We start from the raw sequence: 16,642 nt of genomic DNA, 5'->3' as shown, positions 1-16,642 counted from the left end.
CGATCCCGCAGCGCAAGGGCGATCCGATCCAGTTCACGGAAGACGAAGGCATCCGAGCCGACACCACCGTCGATTCCCTCGGCAAGCTTCGACCCGCCTTCGACAAAGCCGGAACCGTCACCGCGGGATCGGCGTCACAGATCTCCGACGGTGCTGCCGCCGTCGTCGTGATGAGCAAGGACAAGGCCGAGTCGCTCGGTTTGACCTGGCTCGCCGAGATCGGCGCCCACGGAGTGGTGGCCGGTCCCGACTCCACTCTGCAGTCACAGCCGGCCCGGGCGATTGCCAAGGCGTGCGAGAAGGACGGCATCGACCCGAAGGACCTCGATGTCGTCGAGATCAACGAGGCGTTCGCGGCGGTCGGAATCGCGTCGACACGCGATCTCGGCATCGATCCCGAGATCGTCAACGTCAACGGTGGGGCGATCTCCATCGGACATCCCCTCGGTATGTCCGGTGCCCGCATCGCATTACACTTGGCCCTCGAGCTGCAGCGACGCGGCGGCGGAGTCGGCGCAGCCGCACTGTGCGGCGGCGGTGGACAGGGCGACGCTCTCATCGTTCGAGTACCGAAAAAGTAAGGCGGTCGAGAAGGTAATTGCAGACGCCGTTAATTGTGGGCGCGGTATGGTGGGTGGTCACGAGTACAGGTATCGAAAGGCACGACCAATGAGCGCACACGACCCCGCCCTGACTGCCCTCGCGCAGAATTGGCTTGCGCTTGCGGTCCTCCACGGACGTATCGAAAGCCGCATCGAGCGTGCGCTGCAGACCAACCACAATCTCAGCGCGCGCGAGTACTGGCTGCTCGACGTCCTGGGCAGGCAGCACGACGGGGTCGGCGGCCACCTCCAGATGAAACAGGTGGCCGACGCCGTCGTGCTGAGCCAGAGTGCCACGACCCGCCTGGTCACTCGGCTCGAGGATCGGGGGCTGCTCACTCGGTACCTGTGCCCCACCGATCGCCGAGGTATCTACACCGACGTCAGCGAAGAAGGCCTGGCCCTGCTCGAGGCCGCGCGGCCGACCAACGATGCGGCGTTGCGCGAGGCTCTCGACGAAGCATCCGATGAGCCGGATCTCGTTCCGTTGGTCGACGCCGTTCGACGTGCCGAGGGTTGATTCACTCCACCTGTTGCACGGCCGCTCTGGTCGCGTCGGCCACCAAGGGGTTCATCGCCGGCGAGTCCTCCACCCCCGACGTCGTCGCACTGAGCACGACCAGCAGGATCCTCTGCCCATCCGGTCCGAGCAGCAGTCCGGCATCGTTGGAGACGCCGTAACTTCCGGTGCCGGTCTTGTCGGCCGAAGTCCATTGCGGCGCGATGCCCGCTCGGAACCGGGCGGTGGACGTCTCGGTGTCGCCCATCCACTCGAGTAGTTGATTGCGCGAGGCCTCGGTCAGAACATCGCCGTCGAGCAGGGTTCGGTACCCGGCGGCCAGCGAGTCGGGTGTCGTGGTGTCCCGTGGATCACCCGGGATTGCCGTGTTCAATTCCGGCTCGGTGCGATCGAGTCGAAATTCGGTGTCACCGAGTGATCGCGCGAAGTCGGTGAGTGCCGCGGTGCCGCCTGCCTCGCGAATCAGCAGATTGCCGGATGTGTTGTCGCTCTTGGTCAGTGCGGCCGCCGCCAAGTCTGCGATAGTGACGACGGAGCCTGGGGCCCAATCGACCGCCGATTCGGGCACTTTGTCCTCGGCGGTGATCGTTCTGGTGTCGCTGAGCTGCAACCTGCCTGCATCGACGGCGGCAAGTACGGCACCGACGGCATACACCTTGAAGGTGGAGCAGAACGCGAAACGTTCGTCGCCGCGGTGACTCTGCGTGGAACCGGTCGCGAGATCGAGCACACTGACGCCGAGCCGCGCAGTGTCCCTGGCCTCGAGTTCGAGATATGCCTGTTCGGCACTGGACTTTTCGCTCGCAGGCTGAGCCACACTCGTCTGGGATCGTGGTGGTTCGGTGGTGGCCGTCGAGGAACAGGCAACTCCGGCAGTCAGCGCCGCCGCTGCGATCACGGTGATCAGTCGGGTGGATGTCGAGGTACGCATGGGGTCATGCGATCACACCCGCTCGCCTCCGAGCCAAGTCCCGAGGTACTGCAGCGTCATTCCCTTTCGGTATCGCGGCAGGTCGACGTGTTTCAATAGGTCGGTGGATCTTGTTCGCCATCTCGAGTATTTCGTTGCCGTCGCCGAGGAACGGCACTTCGGCCGCGCAGCGGCCGCTCTGGGCGTGACGCAGCCACCCGTGTCTCGGGCGATCAAGGCCCTGGAGAAACACCTCGGTCTCGTGCTCGTGGAGCGGACACCCGACGGTGCCGCCATCACCGAGCATGGGGCTGCGCTGCTGCCACGGGCTCGCTTGATCGTCGACGACGCACGCCGATTGACCACCACGGCAGAGTCACTCACCGCGTCCGAGACGGTCCGCATCGGCCTCATTCCCCAACTGGACGATGCACTGGCCGCACGTATCGCCGCGTCCGTCGGAGTCCAAGCGCGGGTGGAGACCGGCGGTGCAGTGTCTTTGCTGGACCGCGTGCGATCACACGAACTCGATGTTGCAGTGATCGATCACCCGGTGGTACTCGATCGACTGGTGGCCGGACCAGTCATTGCGCTACCCCGGCGGATCAGCGTTCCTGTCGGTCACAGGTCGGCCCGAGCGGCGCGTCCGCGACTGACCATGTTGTCCGACCTCGTCTTCGCAACAACGCCGCGGGCTGCGAATCCACCTGCACACGACCTGCTGCTCGATGCGTTTCGCCGCCACGCCCTCGATCCAGAGGTGTTCGTTGCGAACACCTTTCGCGCCGTCACGATCGGCGTTGCGTCAGGTCGATGTTTCGGGCTCGTACCTGCCACGAGTCCGGTACTGCCGGGCACCGATCATCTCGACCTCGCTTCCGACGACGTTGCTCTGCGAGTGCGTATCGTGCGCCGCAACGACGAGGCAGAGTCTCTGGTCAATCTCATCGATCGAATCCTGTTGCAGGCCGACAAGTGAATACGACCGACGAACAGCTGCGCGCCGTATTCGCCGACGCAGGCTGTCGCGGTTGGGTACGAGCCGAGCGGATCGACGGCACCGGCACGGCTGTCGACTACGAGGGAGACGACGCCGTCGTCGCCGCGTCGGTGTGGAAGATCGTGCTGCTGGTCGCCGCGGCACGGGCATTCGACGAGGGATCACTGACTGCAACCGATTCGGTGCGACTGGTCCCCGCACAGTGCAGTCCCGGTCCGACGGGCATCGCAAGTTTCGCGGATCCGGTGACGATGAGTTGGCGTGACATCGCACGGTCGATGATCACCGTCTCCGACAATGCCGCTGCCGACGCGCTTCTCGGTGCCCTCGGCCTGGATTCGCTTGCCACTGTGATCGAGGATCTCGGGCTGGAGCAGACTCGGATCGTCGGCGGCACGAAACAACTGGGTGATCAGATCGTCCGAGATACCGGCCGGTTGAGCGCGGACGAGGCACTGGGCTTACTGGCCAGCAACTACACAGTGGTCGACAGCTCGGGCTTCGATCCGGCGTACACCTCGTGCACCACCCCCCGTGACAGCAACACCGTTCTGCGCTCGATCTGGATGGGCACCGCGGCATCGCAGGCGCAGTGCGGGTATATGAAAGAAGTTCTGTCGCAACAAGTATGGCCGCACAGAATTCGTAGCGGAATTCCGTACCCGGATGTGCAGGTCTCGGGTAAGACCGGCACCATCGGCCCCATTCGCAACGAGGTCGCCGTGGTCTCGTTTCCAGACGAGAAGCCCGTTGCGGTGTCGGTGTTCACCAGGGCAGCGCGGATGGACCTGTACCTCCCGCTGGTAGATCAGGCCATCGGCCATGCGGCCAGAATCGCGGTGACTGCGGTCCGTCAGGCACCGCATTCGGGAACGCCGTGACCGGATCGACACCACGTGTTGACCCCGGGAGCGTCGCCCAGATCGTAGGTCATCAACACCCGGGTGTTGTTGTATCCCACGCTCGGCGAGGCCTCGAATCGCTTGCCCTCGTACAGAACTCCGCCCAGCCCTTCACCGGCCACGAATGTGCGCTGCACCAGCGTGACGACCACGCCGTCTTCCTTGTCGTCACCGATCGGCGTGTAGGTGGCCGTCCAGGTTTCGACGTCACAGCAACTCGATCCGGTACTGAACGTGCTGCTCGCCGGGTCGGGATCGAGATGAAGAATGCTTGCGTGCCGCTGCCAATCCCCCATGATCGTCGACGCGAGGTCGTCACCGCCGGGGTTCGATGCAGGGGGAATCTGCGGCTGCACCGGCACCTGAACGGGCGGCTCGACCGCCACCGGCTCAGCAGCAGTCGAAGGTGGTACCGACGCGTCGATAGGCCCTGATCCATCGCTGGTATCCGGTTCAGCGGCCACCGGACTCTCCGATGGCGCGTTCTCGACCGAAGCTCCTGGTTGGGCACCGGCCACCGGGGTGGACGTCGCTACTGAATGCGGGGCGGGCCCAGCGTCATCGTCGCCGCACGCCGTCAGGGCGGCGACGGCCACCACTGTCAACAGGGCGGATCCGATCGAAGAACGCACTCTCATGACGACTCCCCACTCGCGACGAACATCGTGCCCGGTCTATCGCCTCGGGCACGACTCCGTTACTTGCGCTAAGCAGGTCACGCTTGGGTAACAGTGTTCTTCAGTGCCGACCGTTCACTGCGCGGTCCATGTCGGTTCGCGTTTCTGCAGGAATGCGGTGATTCCTTCGACGACGTCCTTCGTGGTGGCGAGTCGATCCAATTCACGACGGTTCTGCTGCCATGAGTCAGCCTCGTGCGCGATGGTGCCGTCGGTGATGCGTCGGGCCAGCCGCTTGGATGCGCGCACCGCGAGCGGCGCACCCTCCGCGCAGAGGCGAGCGAGACCGAGTGCCGTGCCGAGAACGTCTTCGGGCGCGACAACCCTGTTGACCAACCCCCATCGTGCGGCCTCATGCGCGGATATCGGCTGGCCCGTCAAGATCATCTCCAACGCAACGTGTTCCGGTACCGCAGACATCAGCCGAAAGGCACCACCTGCACCCGCGACCAGTCCGCGGCGAATTTCGGGCAGGCCGAATACGGCCGTGTCCGAGGCGACGACCATATCCGAGGCCAGAGCGATCTCGGTTCCGCCTCCCATCGCGGACCCGTTCACTGCCGAGATGACGGGAACCGAAATCGGATGTTGGACAATCCCAGCGAAACCCCAGTGCTCGGTCTCGGGCGGAGTCACCGCGCCGGGACCTCCGGTGCCGAGGGCTTTCAGATCGGCACCCCCACAGAAGGTCGCCGATCCCGCACCGGTCAAGACGATCGCACGGATGTCGCTGTCGGCCTCGGCCGACTCCCAAGCCTGTCCGAGCAGCGTGTGCACGCGTGCGTCGATGCTGTTGGCGGCCTTCGATCGGTTGATCGTGACAACGAGTACATGACCGTCACGCCTCGTCAGTACAACAGGTTCGATGCTATCGGCCTCGGACACGAATGTTCCCCTCGTTCGATTCGACACTGACTGTTGCTCCGATGATTTCGCGTGCGGGTTCGCGTCGATAGAGGGACAACGCATGCGCACTGGCCGTATCGCCGGGTGCCGTCTGGGCAGCAACACGTCGTCCGCGCTCGTCCTTCCCGACGAGGAAAGCCTGGTTCGGTTCCTGCTGCCGCGAATGCTCGACGGAGACAGTCTCCACCACCAGATCGCCGTCCTCGACAGGTGCTCGAGGCGGCGGATCCGCCGTCAGCACTGCGGGTTCGGGATTTCCGATGTAGCCGAGCGGATGTTGGTCGCCAGCCAACAGCACGGAGTGGTGGTACGTCAGATAGCCACCGTTCGCGTGCACCAGCGCGCACCTCTTCCCGCCACGAATCTCCCGAACCGATGCGGTGATCGAATGCAGAGAATGACTACTGAGCGGCCCACCGAAAGACGAGTGCCCGCCGGTCACGCTGGGAATCAACGACTTCGGCGTTCCGAGGTGACGTGTGGCGAGAGTCGGCACGATCGGAAAGCAGCTGTAGACGTCCAACACGTCCAGATGCTCGACCCCGATCTCCGCTCCGTGCAACGCGCGGTCCATCGCGTCTTGCATCGCTGGGGACCGGCCGAAACTACTTCGGTCGAGAATGTCCACGGTGTCCTCGGCACCAGCGCCTCCCCAGACGTAGACGATGTCGCTCTCGGGCACACCGCGTTCGCGGGCTTCGGACAAGCTCGTCACCACGATGCACGCCGCCTGGTCGACGAACGGCATGGCGTTCATCGACAGCGGATACGGCTCGCACACGATGCGGTTCTTCGGCGACGGCGTGCCGATGTCTGCGGCAGTGCGCGCTCGGCCGTTCCACGAGTACGGATTCTTCTCGGAGACGACGGAGAAGGTCGCATACAGCTCGCTGCACTCGGCCTGCCGTGCTTCCGGATCCAGGCCGGTCTCGAAGCGAAAGCGGCTCTCGAACAACGGATAGATCCGGACCGGTGAGATCAGACCGGCTTCGTGCATTGCAACGCTGCCGAGTTGATCGAGATCGAAGGTGGGCGGGCCGCCCGGATCCGTGCTCCACCCACCGTCGTCGACGGGGTCTCGACCGGCTTTGACCAGTGCGCTCATCGAGGCCTGGGCTTCACCGCCTGCGATCACCGCCACCGTCGACTCTCCGGAAGCGATGCGCGCGGCCGCGCGATCGAGAAGCCGCGCAGGCCATTGCCCACCGATCGGAGCGTCGAACAGATCTGCTGGTGTGGCACCGAATCTGCGTGCCAATGCACCTGCGGGACTGGCATAGGCCCAGCTGGCAATATGGCAGAACGCGATGCTGTCCGCGCGACGAATCCACGGCTCCGAGGTCGGCGAGTCCTGGAGTGCCGCAGTCGCAGCCAGCGTGATCAGTTCCATGGGTTCGACGCCCACGGGTTCGCCGCGTCCGCTTGTTTCACCGATAGCCACGATCACCGGAATACGTGCCGGATCCACGGTCGACGCCTCGTGGCGTACAGAACTCATGAACGGAAATCTATTACAGACAGAGATTGTCTGCAATGCCGGCGGGTGCGACAATCCGGGGATGACCGACGAAGCCAAGAGCCGACGGGGTCGTCCTCGCGATCCGCATCTGGAAGACCGCGTCTACGACGCGGTGCTCGAGGTGTACTGGGAAAAGGGGTGGTCAGGCTTCACACTCGACGCCGTTGCCCGCCGCGCTTCGGTCGGTAGGGCAGCGCTCTATCGTCGCTGGAACTCGAAGGGGGCCCTGGTCGTCGACGCGTTGGAAGCCAGGAGTCCACTCGCGACTCTGATCGACCTCGGCACGCTGCGAGCGGATCTCGTCGAACTCGCAGTGCAGCTTCTGCAGGGCTACCGAGGAACCGCCGGTTTGGTCAGTCTGAGGGTCGCCCTCGATGCACGGGTGCACCCCGATCTTCTCGGACACATGATCGACACTCTCAACCGAAGCCGACTGGTTGCCGCGCGCCTCATCGTGCATCGCGCTCAGGGTAGAGGTGAATTGGTAGAGTCCGCCGATACCACCAGGATTCTCGAACTGGTGACAGGAGCGGTACTCAGCCACGTCATCTTCTCGCATCGCTCCGGTTCCGATCGAGCCAGGACCGACCGACTCTACGCCGAGAATCTGGTCGACGCGGTCCTCGACGGTGTCGGCAAACTCTGACGCCGTCTCGCTAGTCGTCCGCCGAATATCGGGATCTCCGTCTGTACAGACTCCACCCCGCCGCACCTCCGGCTGCCGCGGCGAATGCGCCGAACCCGATCACGATTACCAGAAGGGTCGGAACGCCGCCGTTCACGACTACCTCGCGTGGCTCCCCGAATTGCTTCACGGTCGCGGTCCGCGTCGCAGTGTCGCTCGAAAGTGTTGTTGCCGAGCAGCTGTTGACCGATAGCGGTGCGTCCTGGGTGTCATAGGTCGTCGCGAAAACCAGGTACTCCTCTTTCACATCGAAGGTGGTGCCACACGCGGCGCTGTCACCTGCGGTCGAGACGGTCGTTGTCTTGCCGACCTCACCTCGGAAGACTTCACGGACCTCGAAGTCGTAGTAGACAGTGAAGTCCTCTCGACGCTCGGCCACGGGCGAGCCTGTGAAGATTGCGTTCTCCCCCTGGGCGAAATCGGCGAGTTGCTGTTCCACCTGTGAGCCGCCCGGGTAGTAGGCACAGGTGCACGCGAGCGCAACCCCCGGGCGAGCGAACATCAGAACCACCGTCAGTGGCAGAACGACTGCCAGAACGAGAACACAGCGTAGACAACGCTTCATGGCGAACAGTGTCACACGGGACATCTGGCGCCGCACCGTTTCACAGCTCGAGCAGCAGAGCCCGGTGATCGGATACTTCCGGTTGCTGTACTACTTCGAAGTGCCGCACAGAGTCCACCCGAGAGATCAGAAAGTAGCTGGCACTGCGAATCGGCTTGCGATAGAGCGACGTTCGCGTATCGGCTTCGCCGACCAGGTCGACCATTCCCTGCCGGCCCAACACCTGGAAGGTGGCACTGGTCGGCAGCAGGTTCAGATCGCCGCACAGCGCGACGACGTCGCTCGTCGAGTGCATCTGTTCGACGATGGCCGACAGTCTACGAGCTTGATCCGCGCGAGCAGGAGTGTCGTGCTTGCCCGCCGGATCACGGAGCCCGTGAAGTTGGACAATCGATACGATTCGACTGCTCGACGGGTCTCGCACGGTAACGGTGAGGGCGGCACGCGGGCGGTCCTCGACAGTCCAATCGACGTGGTTCACGAACTCCGAATGCACAAAACGGGCGTCGAGACCCACGATCGGGAAGTCGTCGCGTACCCACGTCGCGATGCCGAAGTCCTGACGCCACCGCGTTCCGTCGCGATCGGTGACCGGCCCGGCGTCGTGGGCAATGAAGTGCGATCTGTATCCCACCAGCACCGATGAGATGTCGTCGAACAGATTCAACCGCTGCGGCAACGTGCGCTCGCCGTCCGAAAAGGTGGCCCAACCCGACCCGCGCGGAGTACGCGTCACCTCCTGGACACAGACGATGTCTGCATCCACTTCGCTGATCCACGGAATCAGCGCGTCGTGCCGGGCACCGCCCCAGGCGTTGATCGATATCACCTTCACCGCGCGAGCGTATCGGCGCACCCTGTGCCCGCACCACCGAATATCGTCTCGGTGCAGACATATTCGCGGCCGCCGAGTCCCATTACCTCGGCGGCCGCGAATGAGGGGGTTCTTCTATTCGTTGTAACCGAAGATCGCGTTCCACGCCTCCTGGTCGTCGGCGGAGTTCTCGATAGACTCCGACTGCGTGATTCGGTTGACCTTGGGGTCGGTGAACTTCGGCAGTTCGATTCCGCGGATCACCGGCGGGTCGATGTCGTTGCGCACCGAGTACTCACCGAGATCGCTGAAGACCTGCTGTCCCCTCTTGGAGAGGTTCCAGTTCATGAATACCTGAGCGGCCGCAATGTTTTTCGCTGTGGATGCAACACCGGTGTAGTAGTCGTAGGCGGTGAGTCCCTCCTCCGGAACCACGAAGTTGACCGGCGCATTCTCGTTGTTGGCGATGTTGACGCTGCTCACCACCACGGTCCCTGCTTCGATCTCACCGCGGGCGAGAGCATCGAGCTGAGCTCCGATGGAGTCGAACACCCGTGCCTCCGAGGAGTATTCACGCAGGTAGTCGTCACCGAGTACCTCACGCTGGAACCGAGTCAGTGCCAGTGCGCTACCGCCGGCTCCGGCCTGAGCGATACCCAGATTGCCCTTCCACCGATCGTCGAGAAGATCCGACCAGGACGCCGGCCTGTCGTCGCCCTCGATGAGCGCACTGTTGTAGCCCATCGTGTAGATCGGGTCGAAGGTGCGGTAGTAGTTGCCGCCGTCGAACACCACGTCGTCCTGTAGCTCGCCGGCCGTGGGCGGTGTGTACGGCTGGAACACACCCCGCTCGCTGAGTCCGCTGACGAAACCGGCATCGGAGATTCGCACGACGTCCGCGTCGAGACGACCCGCGCCGTACTCGGCCACCAGTCGCTCGTACAGCCGGTTCGGGGTGAGCCGCACGAGCTTGACGTCGAGTCCGGTGTCCTTCTCGAAGTTCTTCAGCACCGTGGCCTCGGTGACCGCGGTGTAACCGCTGTACAGGGTGATGCCACCCTCGGCCTGGGCCCGCGTCCACAGATCCGGATCGGCGATCTGCTCGCCGTCGATGACGAGGCCGTTGTCGGTGATGATCTCTTCCGCCGCCCGAGCCAGAGCGGGGCGTTCCGGTGGCGGAGAGCAGGCCGTGGCCGTTACCACTGCGACACCCAGCGCGATTGCTGTGACCAATTTTCTCATCAGACAGTTTCCTTGGATCCGAAGCGACGCGAGAGGACGGCGAGAACTCCGATGACGACGCAGTACAGCAGGCTCAACTCGGCTGCCGACTGGAACGAGCCGTTGTCGTAGGCGTCGAAGATCGCGATCGACAGCAGCCGGGTGTCGGAGGTGAACAGGAACAGCGCTGCGGTGAGCTCACGCATGGACAGCATCAGCAGCAACAGGAAGGTCGAGGACAGTCCGACCTTGAGCAGCGGAGCGGTGACGAACGAGATCGCCCGATGCCGCCGTGCGCCCAACATGACCGCGCTGTCTTCCAAGTCTTTGTCCAACTGGATGATCGACGCCGATACACCGCGATAGCCCTGCGGAATGGTGACAGCGACGAACGCGATCACCAGCACCGCGAGTGTTCCGTAGATCGGCAGCGGAAGCGCCAACCAGGTCCACAGCAGACCCAGGCCGAGCACGATGGCAGGAACGGCAAGCGGCAGCATTGCCAGGTATTCCAACAGCTTTCGGCCGGGAGCGTTCGTGCGATACCTCGTGTATGCCAGAGCAAAGCAGAACGCGGTACCGATGGCGGCGGTGGCGACACCGACGATGACGCTGTTGGTCATCACGCTGTGGAAGTCGGCACTGCGCAGGGTTTCTCCCAGTCCCCAGAACGACAGGGCACCGGAGTCGAAGAGCTGACCGATGTTCGCGACGTACGGGCTGGTCTGCAGCGCAGCCAACACCAGGGCGATGAGCGGCAGGAGAACGGCGAGGGTGAAGTAGACCCACGCGAAGACGGCAGCCGGGATGCGCCATGCCCGCAGCGGAACCTGTCGTGCGCGAACACCTTTACCGCTGACGGTGGTGTATTCCTTACTGCTCATGGCGCGCTGCTGGAATGCGACGACGGCGACCAGCAGGACGGTGAGGACGACGGCGACAGCAGCTGCGTCGTTACCGCGGGCAGGCGAAGCGTTCATCAATCGGTAGATCAGAGTCGGCAGGGTGTCGACTCCGCCGGGAACACCGATCACCTGTGCAACCGGGAAGTTCTCCACGGTGAGTGCGAAAACCAGGATGCCCGAACCGATCACGGCAGGCATGACGAGCGGGAACGTGATCTTGCTGAGCATCTTCGTCAACTTCGCACCGTGCAGACTCGCGGCGTCCTCGAGGTCCGGATTCATCAGCGAGAGCGCGGAGTGGACCATCAGGAACGGATACGGCGCGTAGTAGATGCCGAGGATGAAGATCATTCCGCCGAAGCTGTAGATGTCGATGAAGCCGGGAAGACCGATCGCGGTCAGAATCAGGTTGATGTAACCGGTGGCCGGTCCGGCCAGCAATGCCCAGGCCAGTGCGCCGACGAGCGCCGGGAGAAACAGCGGCGCAATACCGATGCCGTAGATCATCTTTCGACCAGGAACGTTGGTACGTGCCGCGAGGAAGGCGAGAGTGCACCCGATCGCCAGCGCGACGATCGAGGACCCGATGCCGACCAGGGCCGAATTCCACAGTGCACTTTGCGCGGTCGAGGATCCGAGCAGCGAGAAGTTGTCGAGGGTGAAGTTACCGAAGTCGAAGAGCGACGTGCGCTCGGCGTTGTCGGTGAATGCGCCCATCACGATGAAGAACATCGGGAACAGCACGATCACGGTGAGCAGAGCCAACTGCAGAAGCGTCGGAATCCACTTCTTCAGACCGGGCCTGCGTTGGGGTGCGGGAGTGTCGACCGGCGGCTTCGTCGTGGTGACGGGCCGATTGTCGGTAGGGGCGCTCATACCGGCACCGCCTCGGAGGCGACGCGATCGTCGACGAGAACCTGAGCTCCGCCGGCTACTGCGGTGACCCGTGCGCGTTCTCCCATGCCCAGGATCCGGCTGGCGTGTCCGGTGGCGACGGCTTCGATCTCGGGGCCGTCGTCCAGTGTGACGCGGTACCGAATGGATGCTCCCTGGTAGCTGGCGACATCGACTGTGCCCATCCAGGACTGACCCTCGGGCTCGGCATCGTCCAACGGCGTGACCAGGAGGTCCTCGGGCCGCAGGCACACCACGACCGGGCCGTCGGCCGCCGATGCTGTATCGACCGACACTGCAATCTGTCCGAAGTCCGTCAGCTCCATCATCGAGCGCGGTCCCGACGCAGACGTGGCGCGGAAGATGTTGCCGACACCCAGAAACTCGGCCACCGAGGCGGACCTCGGCGAGGTGTAGATGTCCTCGGGGGTGCCGATCTGCACGATGCGGCCGTTCTGCATCAACGCGATTCGGTCGGCAAGGGCGAACGCCTCGACCTGATCGTGCGTCACGTATACGGTGGTCAACCCGAGTCGGAGCTGCAGCTCGCGCAGTTCCATCCGAAGCCGTTCGCGCAGTCGGGCATCGAGGTTCGACAACGGCTCGTCGAGCAGCAGGACACTGGGACGCATCACCAGTGATCGAGCCAGCGCGACACGCTGCATCTGACCGCCACTGAGCAAGCTGGCTCCGCGGTGGGCCATTTCGCCCAACCCGACGAGATCGAGTGCTTCCAGGACACGCTGGTTCATCTCGGTCTTGTTGACCTTCTGCATCTTCAGCGAGAACGACACGTTGTCGAACACCGTCCGGTGCGGCCACACCGCGTAGGACTGAAAGACCATGCCCACGTTGCGCTTGTGCGGCGGGATCGTCTTGTTCTTGTCCGAGTCGTGGACGACACGATCACCGATGGTGATGCGCCCCGCGCTGGGGGTCTCCAGCCCTGCGACACAGCGCATCGTGCTGGTCTTACCGCAGCCGGACTGCCCCAGCAACACCAGGGATTCTCCGTCGGCGATCTCCAGGTCGAGGTCACGGACAACAGTGTTTCCCGAGTATGCGAGGCTCAGATTCTCGATGCTAACCTTCATGATCTTCCTTTTCTTGAGTCGTCGATGCCGTGTTCACAGGTCGAGCTATCCGATCGAAAGTGCAGTCGCCGCAGCGGAAACGAACAGTTCGGCCGTTGCGATACGTCGAGCAGCGCGGTGCAGCGTCACACTGGTGAGGTTGCCGTCCGCAGCAATATCGACATCGACATCCAACACACCGGCCGGTGTTCCCAGCCGTAGCGTCGACGTGGCGGCACCGTCGACGACTCGATCGACCACACCGCCGCGCACGGTTGCGGCAGCCGCCACCGCCACTGCCGACGTCAGGCCGATGGACGGGTGCGGTGCCATCATCGAGAGCATCCGCACGCAGACGTCGTATTCACCGGCTGTGACGAGCGTTCCGTCTTCGAGGTGGTAATCCACCGGCGGAGCGATAATGCCGACCTTCGGCACCGCGTGCGTGATCGGATCCTGCGGGCGCGACAGTCCCATGAGCAGTGCTGCGCTACGGCGTAATTCGACCAGTAGCGGAACACGTTCTGCCAGTTCGGCAGCGGACTCGGCTCCGGTCATACCCAGGTCGGATGCATCGAACAGCGCAGCGGGCGCGCCGGCGACGACCATGGTGCCGCGGTACTGCGATCCATGTAGCTCCACGGTGTCCTCCACCGACCCGGTGGGTAGCAACCGAGTGCGATCGGCACCGAGGTCGATGAACGTCAGCCCGACCGGAACGCCGAGGGCCGACGTTCCGGCGACCTGAGCGGATCCCTCGGACGGAACGACGCCGCCCGGTGTATCGATCTCGGTGAGCAGCACTGCCCCGGTGTTGCGGTTCCGCAGGCGCACGATGGTGGTGACCGGATCGATCGCCACCAACCCCTGCTGAAGTGCGTACAGGCCGATCGCGGTGGCGCAGTTGCCACAGTTGCTTCCCCACTCCACCTTTCGGTCACCGATGGCGACCTGCGCGAAGAGGTAGTCCACGTCGATTCCGTCCTCGGAGGACCTGCTGACGATGGCCGCCTTCGAGGTGGTCGAGCTACCACCGCCGACGCCGTCGAGCTGGCGGGGGTCGCCGGATCCGAAGGCGGAGACCAGAATCTCGTCCAGAGATCCTGCTTGTTCGATCAGTGGCTCGACGTCGACGGAGCTGAAGAGCCAGCATTTGCTGGTCCCGCCCCTCATCCACGTGCCACGCAGTGAATACATCCTCGGATACCTTCCGATCGTTACTCTCGAAAACGTTCTTGGAGTTGAACATTCGAGGGAGCAGTGCGGTCATGTGACGCAGCTCTCGTGTAGTTGCTGTACATAGCCTGCATCACACAGCCGTCGAGTACAATTACGAAAAAGTCGAGATACCTTAACTTTCACTTAAAGGTGGTTCGATCATGTTCGACACCCGACGCCTACTGCTCTTGGTCGAGGTGGTGCGCACCGGGTCCATCACCGGGGCCGCAACTCGATTGAGCTTCACCACATCTGCGGTGTCGCAACAATTGAGCAAGCTCGAGCTCGAAGCCGGCCAACCCTTACTGGAGCGACACGCTCGCGGGGTGCGCCTGACCGAGGCCGGCGAAGTTCTGGTGCGGCACGCCGAGCGCATCGAAACTCAATTGCACGCTGCGCGTAACGAACTCGAGGATCTTTCCGGCCTCCGCGCCGGTACATTGAGAATCGGTACGTTTCCGACGGCCGGTGCCAGCTTGCTACCACCGGTGGTGAAGCTGTTCAAATCACGCCATCCCGCCGTCGCACTGACGGTGCGCAGCTCGCGGTTCGCCGGGCTGCGGGGAATGCTCGACACCCGCGAGGTGGAGCTGTCCCTGCTCTGGGATTACGAGTGGGCCAGAATCACCGACTCGGATTTGACGGTGCACCAGCTCATCGTCGACCCACCGATGCTGGTTGTCGCAGTCAATCATCATCTGGCCGAACGTGATTCGGTGGACATGACAGAGCTGGAGCACGAGCAGTGGATCACCCGGGAAGACACTCATCCGGTCGGTGCCGCGCTCGAGCGCGCATGTCATGCTGCGGGCTTCTCCCCCACTGTCTCGTTCGCCGCGAACGACTACCAGGAAGCGCAGGCAATGGTGGCGGTGGATCTGGGCGTCTCGTTCGCACCGCGCATGGCGCTGTCGAACATTCGCGACGATGTGCGATTGGTACCATTGACGGGCGCACCATCCCGCCGAATACTGTTGGCGCACTTGGCAGAGCAGAAGCTCTCGCCGAGTGCGACGGTACTACTGAGAATGTTCCAGGACGTCGCCGCGCGGTTCTGAGGCCACGAACTCAAGCGACGTCGGCACCGACCAGAGCGGGCATCGGCACCACGAAGAGATCTGCGGTGGCGATGCGCCGGACTGCGCGATGCAAGGTGACCGACTGCAGCAACCCGTTGTCGTCCACCGTGTAGTCGACCTCGAGCACCCCCGCGGCGGTACCGATACGAATGGTCCCAGGACGACCGACCCCCGCGTTGGCAGTGACGACCCCTCCGATGACGGTTGCTGCTGCGGCCACAGCCACCGCCGAGGTCAGTCCGATCGCCGGGTGCGGTGCCATCATCGACAGCATGCGTACCGAGATGTCGTAGTCGGCGGCAGCAATATGCTCACCCGTGGTGGTCACGTAGTCATGCGGTTGTCCGACGATCCCGACCTTCGGAATGGCATGCGAGACGGGTTCTTCGGGTTTGCTCAGCCCCATCCGCAGAGCGGCCTGTCGGCGTAGCGCGATGAGGGTGGGGACGTGAGCGGCAACGACGTCGTTGGTCTCCGACCCGGTCAGACCGAAATCGGCGGCGTCGAACAATGCGGCGGGAGCACCTGCTCGAACGAACGTTCCGCGAAACTCGTTGTTGTCGAAAGATACTCGATCGATCTCTGCGCCGGTCGGAAGCATCGTCACTCGGTCCGAGGCCGGATCGGTGAAGGTCAACCCCACCGGAACGCCGAGGGCCGTGGTGCCGGGGACCGCCGCGTCGCCCTCGGCAGGAATGCGTCCGCCGGGAGTCGCGATCTCCGCCGCCAGGATCGCACCGGTGTTCTCGTTGCGCATCCGCACCACGGTGACGTGATCGTCGACGGCCACGAGGCCGGTCTGCACGGCGTAGAGGCCGATTGCCGTCGCGCAGTTTCCGCAGTTGCTGCCCCACTCCACGGTGCGGTTCTCGATGGCGACCTGAGCGAACAGGTAGTCGACATCGATACCGGGTGCGCCCGAGCGTCGCACGATGGCTGCCTTGGAGGTGGTGGAGCTGCCGCCACCGACCCCGTCGAGCTGCCGCGGGTCACCGGAACCGAAGGCCGCGGTCAGGATGTTGTCGAGACCGCCGGCGTCGGCGATGTACGGGTCGATGTCGACCGCGTTGAACAGCCAGCACTTGCTGGTGCCTCCACGCATCCACGTTCCACGAAGAGTGAACATCTGATGTGCCTTCCGATCAGGATCCG

16 protein-coding genes and 1 pseudogene are annotated in these 16,642 nt (G+C 63.7%); 6 read left to right on the top strand and 11 right to left on the bottom strand.

Annotation, left to right across the window (positions count from 1 at the left end):
* Positions 1–581 (top strand): annotated as a pseudogene (locus O4220_RS25185) (acetyl-CoA C-acyltransferase); the annotation flags it as partial.
* A gap of 88 nt (positions 582–669) precedes the next feature.
* The gene (locus tag O4220_RS25180; protein WP_032377685.1) at positions 670–1,122 is read left to right on the top strand and encodes a MarR family winged helix-turn-helix transcriptional regulator; all 453 of its coding nucleotides are present in this window, start codon (positions 670–672) and stop codon (positions 1,120–1,122) included.
* 1 nt (position 1,123) lies between these two features.
* Here O4220_RS25180 and bla read toward each other — a convergent pair whose 3' ends face one another.
* The gene (gene bla, locus O4220_RS25175; protein ID WP_269608281.1) at positions 1,124–2,053 is read right to left on the bottom strand and encodes a class A beta-lactamase; all 930 of its coding nucleotides are present in this window, start codon (positions 2,051–2,053) and stop codon (positions 1,124–1,126) included.
* A 103-nt stretch (positions 2,054–2,156) separates the two neighbouring features.
* Here bla and O4220_RS25170 point away from each other — a divergent pair, with 103 nt between their 5' ends.
* Positions 2,157–3,011 carry a LysR family transcriptional regulator gene (locus O4220_RS25170; RefSeq protein ID WP_269608280.1) on the top strand — a complete coding sequence of 285 codons (855 nt, stop codon included), beginning with the start codon at positions 2,157–2,159 and terminating at the stop codon, positions 3,009–3,011.
* Positions 3,008–3,913: a serine hydrolase gene (locus O4220_RS25165; RefSeq protein ID WP_269608279.1), complete on the top strand. Its 906-nt coding sequence runs from the start codon at positions 3,008–3,010 to the stop codon at positions 3,911–3,913. The genes O4220_RS25170 and O4220_RS25165 overlap by 4 nt, the downstream gene beginning before the upstream one ends.
* Here the strand turns inward: O4220_RS25165 and O4220_RS25160 are convergent.
* From O4220_RS25160 to O4220_RS25150, 3 genes are all read right to left on the bottom strand, one after another.
* Positions 3,886–4,572, bottom strand: a complete 687-nt coding sequence (locus O4220_RS25160) for a hypothetical protein (RefSeq protein ID WP_269608278.1) — start codon at positions 4,570–4,572, stop codon at positions 3,886–3,888. The genes O4220_RS25165 and O4220_RS25160 overlap by 28 nt on opposite strands.
* A 114-nt stretch (positions 4,573–4,686) precedes the next feature.
* Positions 4,687–5,496 (bottom strand): enoyl-CoA hydratase/isomerase family protein, encoded by an 810-nt coding sequence (locus tag O4220_RS25155; protein WP_269608277.1) that lies wholly within the window; start codon positions 5,494–5,496, stop codon positions 4,687–4,689.
* A complete protein-coding gene (locus O4220_RS25150; protein WP_269608276.1) occupies positions 5,480–7,015 on the bottom strand; it encodes an acetyl-CoA acetyltransferase in 1,536 nt (511 codons plus the stop codon). Before O4220_RS25150 ends, O4220_RS25155 begins: the two co-directional genes overlap by 17 nt.
* A 61-nt stretch (positions 7,016–7,076) precedes the next feature.
* On the opposite strand from O4220_RS25150, the gene O4220_RS25145 reads away from it, so the two are divergent.
* Complete coding sequence (locus O4220_RS25145; protein WP_269608275.1) at positions 7,077–7,682, top strand: TetR/AcrR family transcriptional regulator; 606 nt, start codon at positions 7,077–7,079, stop codon at positions 7,680–7,682.
* A 10-nt stretch (positions 7,683–7,692) separates the two neighbouring features.
* On the opposite strand, the gene O4220_RS25140 is transcribed toward O4220_RS25145, so the two are convergent.
* From O4220_RS25140 to O4220_RS25115, 6 genes are all read right to left on the bottom strand, one after another.
* The gene (locus tag O4220_RS25140; protein ID WP_269608274.1) at positions 7,693–8,310 is read right to left on the bottom strand and encodes a hypothetical protein; all 618 of its coding nucleotides are present in this window, start codon (positions 8,308–8,310) and stop codon (positions 7,693–7,695) included.
* A gap of 16 nt (positions 8,311–8,326) precedes the next feature.
* Positions 8,327–9,121 (bottom strand): endonuclease/exonuclease/phosphatase family protein, encoded by a 795-nt coding sequence (locus O4220_RS25135; protein WP_269608273.1) that lies wholly within the window; start codon positions 9,119–9,121, stop codon positions 8,327–8,329.
* 114 nt (positions 9,122–9,235) lie between these two features.
* The gene (locus O4220_RS25130; protein ID WP_269608272.1) at positions 9,236–10,342 is read right to left on the bottom strand and encodes an ABC transporter substrate-binding protein; all 1,107 of its coding nucleotides are present in this window, start codon (positions 10,340–10,342) and stop codon (positions 9,236–9,238) included.
* Positions 10,342–12,102: an ABC transporter permease gene (locus tag O4220_RS25125; RefSeq protein WP_269608271.1), complete on the bottom strand. Its 1,761-nt coding sequence runs from the start codon at positions 12,100–12,102 to the stop codon at positions 10,342–10,344. The genes O4220_RS25130 and O4220_RS25125 overlap by 1 nt, the downstream gene beginning before the upstream one ends.
* Positions 12,099–13,214: an ABC transporter ATP-binding protein gene (locus tag O4220_RS25120; RefSeq protein WP_269608270.1), complete on the bottom strand. Its 1,116-nt coding sequence runs from the start codon at positions 13,212–13,214 to the stop codon at positions 12,099–12,101. Before O4220_RS25120 ends, O4220_RS25125 begins: the two co-directional genes overlap by 4 nt.
* A gap of 45 nt (positions 13,215–13,259) precedes the next feature.
* On the bottom strand, positions 13,260–14,390 hold the full coding sequence (locus tag O4220_RS25115; protein ID WP_269608269.1) for a PrpF domain-containing protein: 1,131 nt from the start codon (positions 14,388–14,390) through the stop codon (positions 13,260–13,262).
* 182 nt (positions 14,391–14,572) lie between these two features.
* Here O4220_RS25115 and O4220_RS25110 point away from each other — a divergent pair, with 182 nt between their 5' ends.
* Positions 14,573–15,469: a LysR family transcriptional regulator gene (locus tag O4220_RS25110; RefSeq protein WP_269608268.1), complete on the top strand. Its 897-nt coding sequence runs from the start codon at positions 14,573–14,575 to the stop codon at positions 15,467–15,469.
* 10 nt (positions 15,470–15,479) lie between these two features.
* Here the strand turns inward: O4220_RS25110 and O4220_RS25105 are convergent, their stop codons facing one another.
* Positions 15,480–16,616, bottom strand: coding sequence for a PrpF domain-containing protein (locus tag O4220_RS25105; protein ID WP_269608267.1), 1,137 nt, complete (start codon positions 16,614–16,616; stop codon positions 15,480–15,482).
* Between the last annotated feature and the right edge of the window lie 26 nt (positions 16,617–16,642).

The organism is Rhodococcus ruber (genome assembly GCF_027270735.1).
GTDB classification, from domain to species: domain Bacteria; phylum Actinomycetota; class Actinomycetes; order Mycobacteriales; family Mycobacteriaceae; genus Rhodococcoides; species Rhodococcoides rubrum_A.
This window is presented reverse-complemented; position numbering and strand designations above follow the sequence as displayed.

Excerpts from the sequence above, each read along its gene's own strand:
- bla (WP_269608281.1), bottom strand. The coding sequence starts at position 2,053 with ATGCGTACCTCGACATCCACCCGACTGATCACCGTGATCGCAGCGGCG.
- O4220_RS25145 (WP_269608275.1), top strand. The coding sequence starts at position 7,077 with ATGACCGACGAAGCCAAGAGCCGACGGGGTCGTCCTCGCGATCCGCAT.
- O4220_RS25180 (WP_032377685.1), top strand. The coding sequence starts at position 670 with ATGAGCGCACACGACCCCGCCCTGACTGCCCTCGCGCAGAATTGGCTT.
- O4220_RS25140 (WP_269608274.1), bottom strand. The coding sequence starts at position 8,310 with ATGTCCCGTGTGACACTGTTCGCCATGAAGCGTTGTCTACGCTGTGTT.
- O4220_RS25160 (WP_269608278.1), bottom strand. The coding sequence starts at position 4,572 with ATGAGAGTGCGTTCTTCGATCGGATCCGCCCTGTTGACAGTGGTGGCC.
- O4220_RS25110 (WP_269608268.1), top strand. The coding sequence starts at position 14,573 with ATGTTCGACACCCGACGCCTACTGCTCTTGGTCGAGGTGGTGCGCACC.
- O4220_RS25125 (WP_269608271.1), bottom strand. The coding sequence starts at position 12,102 with ATGAGCGCCCCTACCGACAATCGGCCCGTCACCACGACGAAGCCGCCG.
- O4220_RS25105 (WP_269608267.1), bottom strand. The coding sequence starts at position 16,616 with ATGTTCACTCTTCGTGGAACGTGGATGCGTGGAGGCACCAGCAAGTGC.
- O4220_RS25150 (WP_269608276.1), bottom strand. The coding sequence starts at position 7,015 with ATGAGTTCTGTACGCCACGAGGCGTCGACCGTGGATCCGGCACGTATT.
- O4220_RS25115 (WP_269608269.1), bottom strand. The coding sequence starts at position 14,390 with ATGTATTCACTGCGTGGCACGTGGATGAGGGGCGGGACCAGCAAATGC.
- O4220_RS25120 (WP_269608270.1), bottom strand. The coding sequence starts at position 13,214 with ATGAAGGTTAGCATCGAGAATCTGAGCCTCGCATACTCGGGAAACACT.
- O4220_RS25130 (WP_269608272.1), bottom strand. The coding sequence starts at position 10,342 with ATGAGAAAATTGGTCACAGCAATCGCGCTGGGTGTCGCAGTGGTAACG.